This window comes from Rhodoferax sp. GW821-FHT07F03, assembly GCF_059418745.1.
In genome coordinates this window covers 188,959-205,411 of sequence record NZ_JBWKQM010000003.1, presented here as the reverse complement: position 1 = coordinate 205,411, position 16,453 = coordinate 188,959, and the positions used below count along the sequence as shown (strand labels likewise).

Sequence of the window (16,453 nt, the reverse complement as noted above, 5' to 3'; positions counted from 1 at the left end):
CGAAAAATGGGGCGAGCTTAAAGCATGAGGCTTTGGCAAGAGATTTCGAACCCCATGCGTGGGCATCGACCGGCACCCTCTTTACTATTCTTTTCATAGCACCCTGCGCACGGTTCACCTGCGCTGGAGGGCATAATATTCAGGAATTTTTTGGATATACCCCGCCCATGACCACGGCCGCAGTGCCCTACCCTACCGACCGCGATGCCGCTGTGCGGATGTTCCAGCTGCTGCTGCAACAGGCGCAGTTGCGCGGCACCACCCTGCGCCCGCCACCGCCACCGCCAGAGCCCAGCAGTTGCTGTGGCCGCGGTTGCAACGGCTGCGTATGGGAGGGCTTTCTGGCGGCCGCCGTTTTCTGGCGCGAAGACGCGCTGCTGGTCCTGCAGACCGGGGAACCAACTGCCGCTTAGCAGGCTCCGTTCCTTCACCCTCTCATCGATTTCCCGACGACACCCCATGCTGCGTGCCCTGAAAGATATTTTTGACACCCTGGTCAACACCGAGCCCACGCCCGAAGAACGCCAGCAAGCCCTGCAACTGGCCACGGCCGTTTTGCTGGTGGAGGTCATGCGGGCCGACAGCAGCAAGCCCGCGCGCGAGCGCCAACCCGTGGCCGCCGCCCTGCGCCAGCGCTTTGCTCTGGACGACGCGGCCCTGGCCCAACTGTTGGCCCAGGCCGAGCAATCTGCCGAAAACGCCTACGACTACCACCGCTTCACGGCCAGCATCAACGACAGCTGCAGCCAGGCGCAGAAGATACAGATCGTGGAATCCATGTGGCAGGTGGCCTATGCCGACGCCCAGGTAGACGCCTACGAGCACCACGCCATCAGCAAGATCGCTGGCCTGCTGCACGTCACCCATGGCGAATACATAGGCGCCAAGATGCGCGCCAAAGAGGCCGCTGGGCTCATCTCTTAAATATCAATTTTGATAGCAACCAGCGCAGGCAGAACCTGCGCCAGGGGCCTATTCACACCGCCAGATAACGCCCTGGCCGGTGGTTGATGGCCAGGGTCATGTTCATAGCCAGCGCACCCAGTACCGACAGCAGCGCGCGCTGCCAATCGGTGGTCCAGAAGGCGCCCAGCAGTATCAACCCGTCTATGCCCATCTGCAGATGGCCGGCGCGCCAGCCAAAGCGGTCTTGCAGGTACAGCACCACGACGCCGATGCCACCCAGGCTGGCCCGGTGGCGAAACAAAATCAGCATGCCACAGCCGCACAGCAGCCCGCCCAACACGGCCGCCAGCGGCGACCACAGCTGCGCAAACACCAGGCCATATGGCAGGTAGTGCGCGAACAGCGACAACAAGGCCACAGCGCAAAAGGTCTTCACGGTGAACTGCAAGCCCATGCGCCACCAAGCGAACAGGTAGAACGGCAGGTTCAGCAGGAAGAAGGCCACGCTGAACTCGGTGCCCGTGGCGTAGCGGATCAAGAACGCCAGCCCCGCCGTACCGCCGGTGAGCAGACCCGCGTGGCCAAACATCACCACCCCCAAGGCCAGAAACAAGGTGCCGATGGCCAGGGCCAGGGCATCTTCATAGAAGCGATGCCGCGCCAAAGGCGTAGCAGGAGGCGCAGTCACAGAACGGGTCATAGGAAATAGGGGGAACAGGGAAAACAGAAAATGGCAGTACCGGCCACCTCAGCGCATGGCAGCAGGAAGGGAAAAAAGCCACAAATGGTAGCGGACCGGCACGCACCAGTCCCGCCACTGCAAGCTGCGACTTATACGCAAACTCCGTGCCCATAGGCCACAGAAAACAAGCGAAACCGACCCATAATCAACAGACGTCCGACACCGTATGCCGAAGTGCGGGCGAACCACCATTTGCCAGCCAATCTGCCACGGAACCACACATGCAAGGGCTCTTGCCATTTCCGGATCATGCACCTTGCGAAGCACCGGCAGCGTGTAGCCAACCCGCTCCCACTGAACAGCAGACATGAAGCTGAGCCCACGCCAGAGCGACTACCTGGTCGCCATCACCCGCACCCTGGGCCGATACCCCCGGCTGGTCGGCATGGTGTGTGGCTACTCGCTGGCTCTTACGCTGGCCCTGGCGGCGTGCGGCTTGGTATTCCAGTCCCTGCTGCGCGATGTAGAAAGCGGGCAAGCCATCGTATTGCGCAATATGCAGGCGCTGCAATTCGATGCAGGGCAGATGCTGACCCAACTCAATAGCAACTTCAGTCCCGATTGCAGCGCCAGCAACCTCAACGCGCTGCGCAGCCTGCTGTTTGAATACCAGTTCATCCGCAGCATCCAGCTGCTGGACAGCCAGCACCAGGTGTACTGCACCACCGAGCTGGGCTTGCTCGACGCACCGAGAGCACCCAACGTGGGCGGCATCGATGGCTCCATCGGGCACTATTTCCTGGGTGCGCCGATACAGCTCGCCAAAGGAGAAGTCCGCACCACCGTGATAGAGCGGGGGCCGTTCCAGGTGGCCATAGGTTCCGACCGGGTGCCAGAAAGCTTTCAGCAATACACCGATGCGGTCTGGGCCGGTAACGCGCGGCAGCGCACCAAGATCTTCAAAAGCAAGTGGGCCCGCTACACCGACACGATGGCCAGCCCCACCACCCCGCATGTCCGCCTGGACTGGGAAAATGCGCTGTTCCTGGTCACCACCACGGTGCCGGGGGTCAGCCCGATAACGGTCCAGACGATTCTGTGGCCCCAGGCTTTCTTCAAAAAACACCTGTTGCTCAGCCTGGGCGGGGGCGCCGTATGCCTGCTGCTGGCCTTTTTGGCGACCGATTTCGTGACGCGGCGCTGCCGGTACTTCCAGTCCATGGAGCACCGCATCCGTTTCCTGTGCGTAGCCGACAACGTGGTCTGCCACTACCAGCCCATCATCGAACTGGCCACCGGCCGCACCGTGGGCTGTGAGGTGCTGGCACGGCTGAATGACGGCGACAAGCTGCTCTTCCCCGACCAGTTCATCCCCGCCGTGCTGGGCAAAAAGCTCGGCTGGGTGTTTGACACCGCCGTCAGCGCGCGCGGCCTGCGTGAGCTGGGCGAAGCCCTGCCGCCGCAAGCTCAAGGGTTCAAGGTGGCCCTGAACTTCTTTCCGCAAAACCTGCGCCACGCCACACTGTCGCCACACCTGAAGCAGGTGCTGCAGCCGCTGAACCGCAACGACCTGCAGGTGGAGCTGGAGGTGACCGAATACAACTTCGCACCGGCCATCGTGCCCGAGTTGCAGCGCCTGCAGGCTGACGGTTTCCTGATCTCCATCGACGACTTCGGCACCGGCTACTCCAACCTGGGCATGGTGAAGAAGGTCGCCCCTGACTACCTGAAGATTGACAAGTCCTTCGTGTTCGAGATGGAGGACCTCACCCTGCGCTCCAGCCTGATCCCCGAAATCATCGCCATCGCTACAGCCGTCAACAGCAAGGTGGTGGCCGAAGGCATAGAAACCCAAGGCCAGGCCGAGCAACTACAGGCCATGGGCGTGCGCTACGGCCAGGGCTACCACTACGCCAAACCCATGCCGTTAGCGGCCTTCATCCGGCACTTGCAGATACAGGATAGCCTGGGCGACGACTTCGACCTGCGCACCGCAGACAAGCCCGACAGTGCTGGCCCGACCCGCTCCTTTATTGATAGCTTGGGACGCTTGCTGCGCTAGCGCAGCAGGCTGTTTTACCTGATTAGCTACCTGCCTCAGACAGACTTGAATTTTGGTTCAGATGCGCCATACTGGTGTTTCATCCAGTTGTGTGCGAGGTGCCCTATGCCTATGAACCGCATCCAATTCCAGCCCGGCCTGTCTATGCCGGACTTCCAAAGTCAGTACGGTCGCGAAGCGCAGTGCGAAGACGCCTTGTTCGCTATGCGATGGCCCCAGGGCTGGCATTGTGCGCACTGCGGGTGTTCGCGTTCGTTTCAAACGCGTAACGGTACAGGCCGCCAGTTGTGGGAGTGTGTGATCTGCGGCTACCAGTCCTCCAGCATCGTGGGCACGGTGTTTGAACACACCAAACTGCCCTTGACGGTCTGGTTCCTGGCGCTGTACCTGCTGACACAAAGCAAGAACTCCATCAGTGCCATGGAGCTTAAACGCCAGCTCGGGGTGAGCTACAAGACAGCCTGGTTAGTGAAGCACAAGCTGCTGGAGGCTATGCGGCTGCGCGAAGAGCCCCGGCGCCTGGATGGGCGGGTGGAAATTGACGATGCGTATCTGGGTGGGGAGCGGGCTGGCCATATCCATGGAGGCCGAGGCGGGCTGAACAAAACCGCCTTCGTGGCGGCGGTGCAAACAACGCCGGATGGCAAACCGCTGTTCATGCGCCTGAGCCCGGTTGCCGGGTTTACCAAGCAGGCGCTCCAGGACTGGGCGTTGCACAGCTTGGCGCCGACGGCGCGTGTGGTGTCTGATGGGACGGCTTGCTTCGCACAGGTCACGCACATGGGCGCTACCCACGAACGCTACGTCACGGGCAGTGGCCGACAAGCGGCCCAGATGCCCGCGTTCAAATGGGTGAATACGGTACTGGGCAACGTGAAGACGGCGCTGAGTGGAACCTACCATTCGGTGGCATATGCCAAGTACGCTGCGCGCTACCTAGCCGAGTTTGCGTACCGCTTCAACCGCAGATTTGACTTGGCCGCCATGCTGCCGCGTCTGCTGCGCGCGGCTGTGACGACCCAGCCACTTCCATTGACTGTTCTTCGATACTCTGAGGCAAGTAGCTAATCAGGCTGTTTTATTCCACAAAAGCGGCGCGCTTTCCAGGCGCCACTTCCCATAAGCCCTGACGGCCATGCCAGCGCAAATAACGCCAGCGGCGTGCAGGGTTTGCCCCAGGATAGCTAATACATTAGTAGTTTAGTATTTCAATAACAGCTCGATTTGACCCTTTATCTGCTTGGTTTGGGTCTTTTACTTCGCACGCTCCCGCTCTTACATCAGAGGAGACAAATTTATGCAGGCTTCCCATTTCCGGACTCGCACGACCTGGATGGGCCTTGCGGTCGCCGTCATTTCAGCTACCGCATTTGCTGCATCGGCTGCCGAAGTGCGCGTGATGTGCTACCAGGACGGCAACGAATGCGATGTCACCAATGAGCTGGCTCGGCGGTTCGAGAGCAAGAATCCGGGCACCAAAATCATTGTGGATACGGTTCCATTCAAAACTATTCTGGAACAGCTTCCAGCGCAGTTGGCCGCGGGTGAGGGGCCGGACATTGCGCGGGTAACCGACCTGGGAGGGCTGACACGGTTCTATCTGGACATCGGCCCTTATCTGAAAGACCGCAAGTATTGGACCAACAACTTTGGCAGCACACTTCCGTGGTTGCGCGCGAATGCCGCCGACAACGGCATCTACGGCTTCATGTCGCAGCTGACGATGACCGGCCCGTTCGTGAACAAGACTCTGTTTGACCAAGCCAAGGTTGCACTGCCCGGCCCCAAGGCGAGTTGGGACGAGTGGGTGGAAGCAAGCCGCAAGGTGGCCAAGGCCACACAAACGCCTGCCGCCATGGCCTGGGACCGATCCGGCCACCGCTTTGCAGGTCCGGCCGTCAGCTATGGCGCCAAGCTGTTCGATGCCAAGGGCGAACTTATGCTGGATGAGGGCTACAAGACGGCCATTCGGAAATTTGTCGGCTGGCACAAGGATGGCACGATTCTCAAGGACGTTTGGGGTGGCTCGGGTGGCTCTACCTACGCCGATTCCATCAATGAGTTCAAAAACGGACGCGTGGTGATGGTGCTGTCCGGTTCATGGCAGATAGCCCGCCTGCAAAAAGAAATAGGCAACAATTTTGACTGGATAGCGGCACCCAACCCGTGCGGCCCGGCCGCTTGCTCGGGCATGCCGGGCGGCGCTGCCTGGGTGGCATTGAAGACGACCAAGTCGCCCAAGGAAGTCGGGCAATTCCTGGACTTCATGGCGCAGGAAGCCAATGTTGCCGAGTTTGCATCGCGCACCAATACGATCTCGGCGCATGCAGGCGTAGCCGCCAAGGGCGTCGACTACCCTACTGCCGGCCCACAGGCCAAGGCCGCGCTCACCATCTTCAGCAGCGGCACCAGCACGATCGCACCCGCTGCTTACCAGTACCAGGGCTACAAGTACAACCGCGCCTTGATGCTCCCCACCGTCAGCCGCGTCACCCAAGCCATCGTCGGTGAGATCGGCGTGGAGGAGGTGATCAACAAAATCAACGCCGACATGGCCGAGGCCGTGAAGCAGGCCCAAAAGTAGCCGCGTGCCTGCCCCAACTCCTGGCGAGCACCTTAACGATCTGACTGCAGCAAAAGCACCCCTATGAAACCGTGGAAAACCGAAATCTGGTCGCTGGAAGGAAATGACACTACCCGCGTCGCGCGCGCCCAGCTCGACGATGGAGCCGAATTCAGCGTGCGATTTGTTTCCCCCACCATGGCGCGGGTGATGCTTCGCCCGGCCGATGGCTGGCGCGAGCCACGAACCTGGGCCATCGCCCCGCAGCCAGGTCCCGACGTACCCTGGGAAGGACGCGAGCGTGACGACGGGTCTGGCTTCGAGCCGCCAATTACACACGCCACACAGGGCAGCTTCGGCACCGAACAACTCACCGTCACTTTAGGCGCGGCACCGCTGCACCTGCAATGGCACGCCTTCGGGGCCGACACGCCGGTGGCGAACGACCGCAAAACCACGGCCTATTTGCACCAATCGCGCGGAGGCCTAGTGCGCCACTACCTGGAGCGCCACACCACAGACCGCTACTACGGTTTGGGAGACAAGACCGGACCGCTCAATCTGCACGGCCGCCGACTGCGTACTGCGGCGTTTGACGCGATGGGCTACGCCCCGAAACATGGCGATTCGTTATACAAACACTGGCCATTCATCATCAGCCGCGCGGCCAATGGGCAGTGGGTGGGGATCTACTATGACACGCTGGCCAACTGCACTTTTGACCTGGGCTGCGAGCACGACAACTACCACGACTTCTACCGCTATGTGGAGATTGAAGACGGCGATCTGGACTACTACCTGATGGTCGGCCGCACGCCAGCCGAGGTGATTGCGCAGTTCGTCCAGTTGATTGGCGGGAGCCACCTGCCACCGCGCTGGACACTGGGCTTTGCGCAAACCGCCATGGGCCTAACCGACCAACCCGACGCCCAGAACCATCTCTCGAAGTTCATTGACGAAGCCGTCGCCAACCGCATTCCCATCTCCTCCTTCCACTACGGCTCGGGTTATTCCAGCCGTGGCAAGCGGCGCTATGTGTTCACCTGGAACCGCGACAAGTTTCCCGACCCCAAGGCATTGAACGCCAAGTTTCACAGCCACGGCATGCACATCGTGGCCAACCTGAAACCCTGCCTGCTGGACGATCACCCGGCCTATGAGGCAGCCAAGGCCCAGGGTGCGTTTGTGGCCGACGCCCACACAGGCAGGCCCATAGTCGAACCATTCTGGGACGGCGTGGGTTCGCACCTGGACTTCACCCAGCCAGCGGCCATTCAGTGGTGGCAGGACGGGCTACGGCAGCAGGTGCTGGACTACGGCATCGACGTGGGCTGGAATGACAACAACGAATATTCGATACAGGACGAAGACGCACAATGTGCGGGTTTCGGGCGCCCTATCCCCATGCACCGCGCGCGCGCACTCCACCCGCTGCTCATGACCCGGGCCACGTTTGAGGCGCAACAGGAACGCGCCAAGGATAAGCAGGTCTACACCGTCACCCGGGGCGGCATGCCCGGTATCCAGCGCTATGCCCAGACCTGGACCGGCGACAACACCACCAGTTGGCACACGCTGCGCTGGAACCTGCGCATGGGCTTGCAAATGAGCTTGTCGGGCATGTTCAACATTGGCCACGACATCGGGGGCTTCCATGGCCCCCTGCCCGAGCCGGAACTCTTTCTGCGCTGGGTACAGGCCTGCTGCCTGAACCCACGTGCGATCGTCAACTCCTGGAAGGCTGGTGGCGTAACCAGCGTGCCCTGGATGCACCCGGAGGTGACGCCGGCCATCCGCCAGGCGATCGAGCTGCGCTACCGCCTGATGCCCTACCTATGGTCGCTGTTCGAACGCGCCAGCCAGCACCACGAGCCCATCATCCGCCCCACGTTTTACGATTTCCCGGAGGATGTACAGTGCCTGGAAGACTGCGACGACTTCATGTTGGGCCGCTCATTGCTTGTAGCCCCCGTGGTCGAGGCAGGCGCCACCACTCGCCACGTCTACCTGCCAACCTTGGCAGATGACGCGCAATGGTTCGATTTCCAGACCGGTACAGCTTTTGCCAGCGGCCAGTGGCACACCGTTGACGCACCGCTGGTGCAACTGCCTTTGTTTGCCCGTGCCGGCGCGGCCATTCCCTGCGCTCGGCCTCAGACGGGCCAAATCCCCAGGTTCGACGACCCGGTGGCAGAAACCCGCCGGTTCTAAGAGCCTGTTCACACGTGTCAGACAGTAACTTTTCGGCATTGACACTGCACCGGGATGTCGACATTCATTTGACTCTGAATTCAAGGGTGATGTGCATCAAGTACTTGCGAAAATTTTGCTCAACCAGCTTTGAACTCTTGTTTCATCTAACTCTGAATTTAGACGTATTTTCATCACTTAACTCTGAACTTTTCGAGCTGCAACTGTGGATTGCTGCGCTTGAAGGCCAGCTGTTGTTCGCCAACGATGTACAGCCAGCGGTCGCTAGATGTTGCGTTTCGCACGCCGCATGGGTTGGACCGGCAGTCACCTGCTGTTCATGCGCGCTGCACTGACACGGGCTCCCTAAGTCACAAGGAATTTTTCTCAATCTTTGGACCTGGCAATTTATGCCTGGATGCCTTCGATTGCCACCATGGCTATCAGCGCATCGCAGTTATTCCCGAGTTGTTGCACGGCTACCTTTTCGCGGATGTCCAAATACGATCGCCTGGGTCAATCCAAAACTCGTGGTACCCGCAAGAGTCTGTAAACACTGCGACTCGATGGAAGACCGCATTAACGGGTGTTTCACCAACGTAAAACGCCCGCTGAAATGTCAGATCGGAGCCATCCTTAAATTGGACGTGAACACTGTCATCTGAAAAATCTGCCGCCAGCAGGCGGCTATCAAGAATGTCTTCGGCGGAGCGGCCCAGTCGCTTTGAGAGCACCATCTGCCAGTACTCCAATATATTGAACCATGGCAAGACAGCCAGGAAATTCAACACACCTGCCGCCCGGAATGAGCAGCCCTGCTCCAGGTTGAGAGCCGGGATGCGCAGTGCAGCCGTTACGACTTGACCCTACAGCGTGTCGAAGATGATAGGCCATCCTTCGCTCGGGACACCTGGCTAGTGGTGCACCGCGACCTGAAAAATGCGGGGCCGGTCCGGACCTTCTTGGTCGACGCTGTCGGCAGCCGTTTCACACAGGATGGAGTGGCTACGCCAGTGTAATGTTGCATCCTGCAACAACAAAAATTATTGCAGTGGGCTGTCCCTAATGTCACATCGGACATTGACTCAAATCAAGTCCCAACCGGTCTTTGCTGACGAAGATAGAAGCATCGACGGGTGGCATCTGACTGCGCGTCAATCGAGGTCAATTCGAGGTCAATATATGCAACAGGATCGAGATACGGGAACCTTGGCGATTTGGCGCCTTGAATCAAAACAACGACGCCGGTGTGATGGCAAGGACATGGGCCGGGAATTTGCTGCCGCCCTGGTAGGCTAACCATGTCTCGCAATAGTCCCCTAATAGACGTCTTTGTCAAGGATCGCATGGTTGGGGATGCGAGTTATCCAATGGACTCGTGGGCACCCGAAATCATTGCATCGGCCCCTGATGGAATTCTGCTGGTGAATTTAGATGGCACGATTCTGCTCACGAACAAAGCCATGGAGAATATTTCCGGGTACACCGAATCTGAACTCGTAGGCCACCCGGTGGAAGTACTCCTGCCCGCAGAATTGCATACGCGTCACAAGGAGAGCTCTCGTCGCTTCGGCCGCAATCCTGTGCGTCGCCCGATGGGAATGGTCAAGGATCTGTGCCTGCAACACAAGGACGGAACATCTGTCGCAGTAGACATTGCGTTGAGCCAGTGTGTGGCACACGGCGCAACTGCAATGATCGCTTTTGTGCGAGATATCTCAAGCATCAAGCTGCTTCAGAAGCAAATGCAATTCCAGGCGACACGAGATGCCCTCACCGGTATGCCAAATCGCTGGATGCTTGGTCAACATTTGGAGCATGCGCTGCTGCAGGCAAAGCAGAATCAGACGCAACTTGCTTTGTTGATGATTGACCTAGATGATTTCAAGTCGGTCAAGGATCTTCACGGACATGGTCTTGGCGACAAGGTCCTGATTGAGGCATCCCAACGCATCGCGGACAGCGTGCGCCCATGCGACACCGTCGCTCGGTTAAGTGGCGATGAATTTGTCGTTCTATTGAACGGACTCAGCATGCCGACAGAAGCAGTCGCGGTCGCCGACACGTTGAATCATCGGCTGGAGCAGCCTTGCTGCGTAGACGGTCAGAAGATTCGCCTAAGTGGCAGTGTCGGCATTGCGATCTACCCTGACGATGCCAAAGACGCGGAAACACTGATGCGCTACGCCAATATGGCCATGTACCGGGCAAAGGCGGAAGGAGGTGGACGGTACGCCTTGTATTCGGTCAGCATGGCGGCGCGGGTGGCGGAACGGGTACGAATCCAAGATCGGCTCGAAACTGCGATCAGGACCAACACCCTTCAACTCCATTATCAGCCGCAGATTCACGTGATGACCGGTGACATTGTCGGGGTCGAGGCGCTGCTGCGATGGACCGACGACGAGCTTGGGGAGATGCCGCCCGATCGATTCTTGCCCATCGCGGAAGAAACCGGTTTAATCATTCCACTAGGCAATTGGGTATTGGACCAAGCCTGTCAGCAGGCCGCGATTTGGTTCCAAACGGGCTTTCCAATTCGCGTCGCCATCAATATCTCTGCACGCCAATTCCGTCAACCGGACTTATCAGAGCATGTACAGCGGCGAATTCGGGAGGCTGGCCTACCACCACATCTAATCGAACTGGAGATCACCGAGTCGGAAGCGATGACCGACCCGCAGCAAACGAAATTGCTGCTGACCGAACTTTCCGGGTTGGGTGTGGCGGTCGCTCTGGATGATTTTGGAACGGGACATTCATCGCTAGCCTACATACGCGACTTTCCGATTTCCCGATTGAAAATCGACCGCACTTTTGTCCAGCCGATGACACAACGCAAAACCGATGCTGCATTGGTAAAGGCCATTCTGGTGTTGGCGCACATGATGGGCCTTGAGGTCGTTGCAGAAGGTGTTGAAACCCAAGACCAGTTAGAGCTTTTGCGCGCGCATGGCTGCAACTATTACCAAGGATGGCTATTTTCCAAAGCAGTTTCCGCCGAGAAGATCAACGCCATGCTGGAACAACCATAGTATTTCCGTGAGGTTAGAGGTTTTTCATGCGGCAATGGCCTGCTCTTGATCGAAACATTCGAGTTGCCGGATATCGAGGATACGGACGTACTTTTGCTGAACTTCGATGGTGCCCTGCGATGCCAGCTTCGAGAAAGCCCGGCTGACCGTTTCCAACTTGAGCCCGAGATAAGAGCCGATCTCCTCGCGGGTCATACGCAGAACGAATTCCGAATCGGAGAAACCGCGCGCATGCAGGCGCTTGGCAAGACTCAGCAGGAATGCCGATAAACGCTCCTCGGCACGCATACTGCCAAGCAGCAGCATCATGCCGTGGTCGCGCACGATCTCCCGACTCATCATTCTGTGCATATGATGCTGCATGGCGGGAATGTCGCGGGTAACCGCTTCCAGCTGGTCGAAGCGCATGGCACAGACTTCCGCATCCTCGAGCGCTACCGCATCGCCGTGGTGGCGCTCGGTGACGATGCCGTCAAGCCCCAGTATCTCGCCCGCCATCTGGAAGCCTGTAACCTGTTCGCGGCCATTTTCATTAGAAATAGTAGTCTTGAAAAAGCCCGTTCGTACGGTGTAGATCGACACGAAGGGATCACCATCGCCGTACAACGACTCCCCACGCTTGATACGGATGCGCTTGGACACCAGATCGCCGATGCGGTCGCGCTGGGATGCGTCCAGGTCGACAGGCATGCAAAGTGACTGAAGCTTGCACTTAGAGCAGTCTACGGCAGTTGATGTGTTCATTGCGGTTCCTTGTAAACGGGCGATGAGCAACTTTAGGCAGCCCAGGGTTGGTTGGCTGTAGGGAGTTCTTGATGGCGGCTGACGGGAGGTATGGCGGCTTTCGAGCAGAAACATCTGCAATGTGATGCACGTAGTCCGCTACCATGGCTTCCGCCAGGCCGGTGCCTGCGCCAGAATGTCGCCATGTCCAGAATAGAAACGACCCAATCCTCCCTGGAGGCAGCAGGACTCTCGACGCCCGGTGACGCCGTGCAAAGCCTGGCCGACAGCGAAACACGGCTGGCGGCGCTGTTCGAGTCGGCGATGGACGGCATCGTGACCATTGACGACGCGCAGCGCATCGTGCTGTTCAACAAGGCGGCCGAGCGGCTGTTCCGCTGCGCAGCGGCAGACGCCCTGGGGCAGCCCATCACGAAGTTCATTCCCGTGCGTTATCGCGCCCACCACGACGCCTATGTCCAGTCGTTCGGCGAGACCGGCGTCACCACACGGCGCATGGGCGGCACCGGCGCCATCAGCGGCCTGCGCACGGACGGTGAAGAATTCCCCATCGAAGCCTCGATTTCCCAGGTCGATGTAGGGGGGCACAAGCTTTTCACCGTCATCTTGCGCGACGTGACCGAGCGGGTGCAGGCCGAGCAGCGCCTGCGTGAGCAGCAAGCGACGCTGGCCGCCGTGATCGACGCCGCAAGCGACGCTGTGGTCAGCTGCGACGAGGACGGACGCATCGTGCTGTTCAACCCCGCCGCGGAACGCATTTTCGGCCGTACGGCGGCGAGCATGCTGGGCTCGCCCCTGGACGCGTTGATACCCGCGCGCTACCGCGAGAGGCACGGGGGCGACTTCCAGGGTTTTGTCGACTCCCAGGTGACGCGCCGCGCCATGGGGGCCGGGCGGGTCAAGGGCATCCGGGCGGATGGTGAGGAACTGGAGTTGGAGGCTTCCATCTCACGCGCCACAGTCAATGGCCGCCTGACCCTGACGGCGATCCTGCGCGACGTGACCCAGCGCGCCCGGGCCGAGGCCGCGCTGCTGCGCTACCAGACCGAGCTCTCAGACCTGGCGCAGCAACTCATGAACCAGGAAAAGGTCACCACCCGCAGACTCGCGCAAGCCCTGCACGACCAACTGGGCCAGACCCTCACCGCCATCCGGCTGAGCTTCGATGCGGCCGCGGCCAGGCAGGCCGATGTAAGCATGGCCGGGCCTGGGGCGCTGCGTGTCAGCGGTCTCATCGACCAGGCCATTCGTGAAGTACGCCAAGTGCTGGTAGATCTGCGGCCGCCACTGCTGGACGACGATGGCCTGGCCGCGGCGCTGGACAACGAGCTGCAGGCGCGCGATCGCCTCGCGGTTGGGGTGGACCTGCTGCTGGAAGTGGATCCAGAAATCTCCGCGCTGCGCTGGCCCGCCGACATCGAATACGCGGCCTTCATGGTAGTGCGCGAAGCCATGGCCAACGCCATTCAGCATGCGCAGGCCAGCCTGGTGCGGGTGGTGCTGACCGGGGCCGAGCGGCACATGCGCGTGGAAGTGATCGATGACGGCCGCGGCTGGCCGCTGGAAGCACAAGGCGCACGACCGGGCCATCTCGGCGTGGTGGGCATGCGTGAACGTGCGCTGGCCATCGGCGCCAGGTTCACCATCAACTCAGGCTTTGGCGCCGGCCCTGGCAGTGGCACGGTCGTTCGATTGGAATGGGAGCCTTCGTCATGAGCACGCTATATCTGGTAGACGACCATTTGATGGTGCGCGAGGGCCTGCGCGCCGTATTGGAAGTGGCCGGCCATGAGGTGGTCGGCGAAACCGCCGACCCCACGGTGGCCATTTCAGAAATCCTCCGTCAAATGCCCCAGGTGCTGTTGCTTGATCTGAGCCTCGGCAGCCGTTCGGGCTTCGAAGTGCTGGTGGAGCTGCAGCGGCGCAATGCCAATGTGAAGACCGTGGTGCTCACCATGTCGGCCCAGCCCCAGCATGTGACCGAGGCATTGCGCATGGGCGCGGTTGGCTATGTACTGAAGGGTGCAGCGTCAAGCGAAGTGCTGCGAGCCATCGAGGTTGTGCTGCAAGGTAAGCGATATCTAGGGCAGGATGTAGCCGATCTGGTGGCGCAGGCCCTCACGGGCAACCAGGACGAGGATCCGTTCGTAGCGCTGTCACCGCGCGAGCGTCAAATAGTGGTGATGGTGGTGCAAGGACAATCTAGCACTGTCATCGGCCGCGAACTGCACCTGTCGTCCAAGACGGTAGATACCTACCGAAGCCGGCTGATGAACAAGCTTGGCGTATCCAACGTCACCGCCCTGGTGCGGCTGGCGATGCGGCACAAATTGGTGGGCGCAGACACCTAGCGGCAGTTGAGACCACGCAACTGTCGCACTTGACCGGACGCTATCGGTCAAAAACTCCCCACAGACGTTCGCATTCGCTTTTCCTACAGTTCGATCTGACCCCAGAGCCGCTGGCCGCGACAGGGGTTGTACTGGATCTCACTCAAGGAAAAATCATGCACGCATGTGAGGAGACGACAAGTGCCAACGAAGCTGCGCAATTCAGTTGGGGCTGGGTCAGCGCCACACCACAGGCGATGCGGGATTCATTGACAACAAGGATGGTGCTCGCGCTCCATTTTTCATCGCTGAAGCTCCGCCGCGACCGTCGCACGCGATATTTGGCCATAGCAATGGATCGGCATCAGGTTTCATGCGATCTGATCGGATTCAAGTTGATGGAGACACCGCTGATCGACCGCATGGCCATACCGTTGCGGCGGGCGTTTCGCAAATCCAGCCTACCTTTGAGCACTGGCTATTCTTCACTGGTCTGCCTGCGGTGCTTTTCGATCCCGTCCCTCAAGATTGCTCGCCGATTCGTCTCCGGCATCGCCGTGAACCCAAGCACCTGCAAGATCGCGCGGCTGATCGGGGAGGTGGCGCACCGGCTGGATCTGTGCTGCATTGCCGAAGACATCGAAGCCGAAGAGCAGCAGTGCTTAGTACTCGCTCTTGAAGGCAACGAGCTCCAGGGCATTTTATTGATCCCCCCGATGGAAGTTCAGATTACGTTCAGCCAACTGGCCGGATGCCTATCCTGGATTGGGCTTACTAACAGGATGTCAGACAGGATGTCAGACGCTGACAAAAGTATTGACCCAAATCAAACCCGGTGGCCGGCGCATCACCGAAACTCCGCCCAAGAACATCTTGCCGGTTCATGGGGCGAACTAGTGGTATCAGGCGATTCAATGGAAGGAAGAGCGTTGTGTACAACCGGCTGAACAGGCCACGCGGTGATGCACCGAACCTGCATCCACTATGCATCCTGACCGTATTCGAATCGGGGCTGTACCGGGACCAGGTTCGTCAATGGTGCACCGCGCTGGTACCCGCAAGTCGCGTCCTCGACGTGTCGAGTGCAACCGACGCGGTATTCACACTGCTGACCGAGCAGGTGGACATAGTGCTCATTGATGCCATGCTGGCCGTAGACATGTTGGGTGCACTCAAGCACCATGCACGTCGATCTTCTCCGTATGCCAGGCTGGCCGTATTTAGCAGTTCCGCGGCCATGCAGGCAAGTTCTTCGGGGTCCTCACCCGGCGAGACTTTGCCGTGGTCTGAACTTCAACCAATGGTGGAGCAGTTGCTGACTGCGGCATGAAACTGCCGGAGTCAGACTGGGCGGTGTAAGCCACGTGGCAAAGGACGCACGATGTCGCGTCGTAACCGTGAGTGATTTCATTGCACGTTTTTCAATCTGAAACAAGGGGGGCGGCGGAAACCGACACCCGCCCCGATACGCATTCCACAGGCTGCGCCCCGCCCATCCGCAACCAATTTTCCAAATTTGCAGCCTCTGACCTTGAATTGACACAAGAAGCCCTTATCATTAGCACTCGAAGGCAATGAGTGCTAACACTTTTGCTTCATCCCCTTTTTGCAACATTTCATCTTTAGGAGATTCCATGAACCTACGTCCCCTCGGCGATCGCGTGATCGTTAAGCGTATTGACAGCGAAACCAAGACCGCTTCCGGCATCGTGATTCCTGACTCTGCTGCTGAAAAGCCAGATCAAGGCGAAGTGCTGGCTGTAGGCCCAGGCAAAAAGAACGACAAGGGTGAAATTTCCGCCCTGTCCGTCAAGGTCGGCGACCGCGTTCTGTTCGGCAAGTACAGCGGCCAAACCGTCAAGGTTTCTGGCGACGAACTGCTGGTGATGAAGGAAGACGACCTGTTCGCAGTCGTCGAGAAGTAATTTCTCGCCTTTCACC

14 protein-coding genes are annotated in these 16,453 nt (G+C 59.4%); 12 read left to right on the top strand and 2 right to left on the bottom strand.

Translation table 11 applies throughout. From position 1 onward, the window contains the following. The first annotated feature begins 167 nt into the window (after positions 1-167). Together AC07R0_RS05525 and AC07R0_RS05520 are read left to right on the top strand one after the other, a co-directional pair. Positions 168-413 (top strand): oxidoreductase-like domain-containing protein, encoded by a 246-nt coding sequence (locus AC07R0_RS05525; RefSeq protein ID WP_495104103.1) that lies wholly within the window; start codon positions 168-170, stop codon positions 411-413. A gap of 46 nt (positions 414-459) precedes the next feature. Continuing rightward, positions 460-924, top strand: coding sequence for a tellurite resistance TerB family protein (locus AC07R0_RS05520; protein WP_495104102.1), 465 nt, complete (start codon positions 460-462; stop codon positions 922-924). 52 nt (positions 925-976) lie between these two features. Here the strand turns inward: AC07R0_RS05520 and AC07R0_RS05515 are convergent, their stop codons facing one another. Next, positions 977-1,606: a YitT family protein gene (locus AC07R0_RS05515; protein WP_495097937.1), complete on the bottom strand. Its 630-nt coding sequence runs from the start codon at positions 1,604-1,606 to the stop codon at positions 977-979. A gap of 349 nt (positions 1,607-1,955) precedes the next feature. On the opposite strand from AC07R0_RS05515, the gene AC07R0_RS05510 reads away from it, so the two are divergent. The 5 genes from AC07R0_RS05510 to AC07R0_RS05490 all read left to right on the top strand — a co-directional run bounded on the left by AC07R0_RS05510 (position 1,956) and on the right by AC07R0_RS05490 (position 11,438). Next, positions 1,956-3,650 (top strand): EAL domain-containing protein, encoded by a 1,695-nt coding sequence (locus tag AC07R0_RS05510; RefSeq protein ID WP_495104101.1) that lies wholly within the window; start codon positions 1,956-1,958, stop codon positions 3,648-3,650. A 105-nt stretch (positions 3,651-3,755) separates the two neighbouring features. Then, on the top strand, positions 3,756-4,718 hold the full coding sequence (locus AC07R0_RS05505) for an IS1595 family transposase (RefSeq protein WP_495104100.1): 963 nt from the start codon (positions 3,756-3,758) through the stop codon (positions 4,716-4,718). 229 nt (positions 4,719-4,947) lie between these two features. Continuing rightward, positions 4,948-6,234 carry an ABC transporter substrate-binding protein gene (locus AC07R0_RS05500; protein ID WP_495104099.1) on the top strand — a complete coding sequence of 429 codons (1,287 nt, stop codon included), beginning with the start codon at positions 4,948-4,950 and terminating at the stop codon, positions 6,232-6,234. Positions 6,235-6,297: 63 nt separating this feature from the next. After that, complete coding sequence (locus AC07R0_RS05495; RefSeq protein ID WP_495104098.1) at positions 6,298-8,424, top strand: TIM-barrel domain-containing protein; 2,127 nt, start codon at positions 6,298-6,300, stop codon at positions 8,422-8,424. Between the two features lie 1,349 nt (positions 8,425-9,773). After that, positions 9,774-11,438 carry a putative bifunctional diguanylate cyclase/phosphodiesterase gene (locus AC07R0_RS05490; protein WP_495104097.1) on the top strand — a complete coding sequence of 555 codons (1,665 nt, stop codon included), beginning with the start codon at positions 9,774-9,776 and terminating at the stop codon, positions 11,436-11,438. 24 nt (positions 11,439-11,462) lie between these two features. Here AC07R0_RS05490 and AC07R0_RS05485 read toward each other — a convergent pair whose 3' ends face one another. Next, positions 11,463-12,182, bottom strand: coding sequence for a helix-turn-helix domain-containing protein (locus AC07R0_RS05485; protein WP_495075938.1), 720 nt, complete (start codon positions 12,180-12,182; stop codon positions 11,463-11,465). A gap of 183 nt (positions 12,183-12,365) precedes the next feature. On the opposite strand from AC07R0_RS05485, the gene AC07R0_RS05480 reads away from it, so the two are divergent. The 5 genes from AC07R0_RS05480 (at position 12,366) to AC07R0_RS05460 (ending at position 16,437) form a co-directional block, all read left to right on the top strand. Beyond that, complete coding sequence (locus tag AC07R0_RS05480; protein WP_495104096.1) at positions 12,366-13,898, top strand: PAS domain-containing sensor histidine kinase; 1,533 nt, start codon at positions 12,366-12,368, stop codon at positions 13,896-13,898. Then, entirely contained in the window at positions 13,895-14,533 is a 639-nt protein-coding gene (locus AC07R0_RS05475; RefSeq protein ID WP_495097933.1) for a response regulator, read from the top strand. The genes AC07R0_RS05480 and AC07R0_RS05475 overlap by 4 nt, the downstream gene beginning before the upstream one ends. 29 nt (positions 14,534-14,562) lie before the next feature. Next, complete coding sequence (locus AC07R0_RS05470) at positions 14,563-15,459, top strand: EAL domain-containing protein (protein WP_495104095.1); 897 nt, start codon at positions 14,563-14,565, stop codon at positions 15,457-15,459. Beyond that, positions 15,444-15,842, top strand: a complete 399-nt coding sequence (locus AC07R0_RS05465; protein ID WP_495104094.1) for a hypothetical protein — start codon at positions 15,444-15,446, stop codon at positions 15,840-15,842. The genes AC07R0_RS05470 and AC07R0_RS05465 overlap by 16 nt, the downstream gene beginning before the upstream one ends. Before the next feature lie 304 nt (positions 15,843-16,146). Continuing rightward, positions 16,147-16,437: a co-chaperone GroES gene (locus tag AC07R0_RS05460; RefSeq protein WP_495104093.1), complete on the top strand. Its 291-nt coding sequence runs from the start codon at positions 16,147-16,149 to the stop codon at positions 16,435-16,437. The last annotated feature ends 16 nt before the right edge of the window (positions 16,438-16,453 follow it).

Bases quoted from the DNA above. Each gene is read 5' to 3' on its own strand.
- AC07R0_RS05510 (WP_495104101.1), top strand. From the start codon at position 1,956: ATGAAGCTGAGCCCACGCCAGAGCGACTACCTGGTCGCCATCACCCGC.
- AC07R0_RS05515 (WP_495097937.1), bottom strand. From the start codon at position 1,606: ATGACCCGTTCTGTGACTGCGCCTCCTGCTACGCCTTTGGCGCGGCAT.
- AC07R0_RS05485 (WP_495075938.1), bottom strand. From the start codon at position 12,182: ATGAACACATCAACTGCCGTAGACTGCTCTAAGTGCAAGCTTCAGTCA.
- AC07R0_RS05505 (WP_495104100.1), top strand. From the start codon at position 3,756: ATGCCTATGAACCGCATCCAATTCCAGCCCGGCCTGTCTATGCCGGAC.
- AC07R0_RS05500 (WP_495104099.1), top strand. From the start codon at position 4,948: ATGCAGGCTTCCCATTTCCGGACTCGCACGACCTGGATGGGCCTTGCG.
- AC07R0_RS05475 (WP_495097933.1), top strand. From the start codon at position 13,895: ATGAGCACGCTATATCTGGTAGACGACCATTTGATGGTGCGCGAGGGC.
- AC07R0_RS05495 (WP_495104098.1), top strand. From the start codon at position 6,298: ATGAAACCGTGGAAAACCGAAATCTGGTCGCTGGAAGGAAATGACACT.
- AC07R0_RS05480 (WP_495104096.1), top strand. From the start codon at position 12,366: ATGTCCAGAATAGAAACGACCCAATCCTCCCTGGAGGCAGCAGGACTC.
- AC07R0_RS05525 (WP_495104103.1), top strand. From the start codon at position 168: ATGACCACGGCCGCAGTGCCCTACCCTACCGACCGCGATGCCGCTGTG.
- AC07R0_RS05520 (WP_495104102.1), top strand. From the start codon at position 460: ATGCTGCGTGCCCTGAAAGATATTTTTGACACCCTGGTCAACACCGAG.
- AC07R0_RS05460 (WP_495104093.1), top strand. From the start codon at position 16,147: ATGAACCTACGTCCCCTCGGCGATCGCGTGATCGTTAAGCGTATTGAC.
- AC07R0_RS05490 (WP_495104097.1), top strand. From the start codon at position 9,774: ATGGACTCGTGGGCACCCGAAATCATTGCATCGGCCCCTGATGGAATT.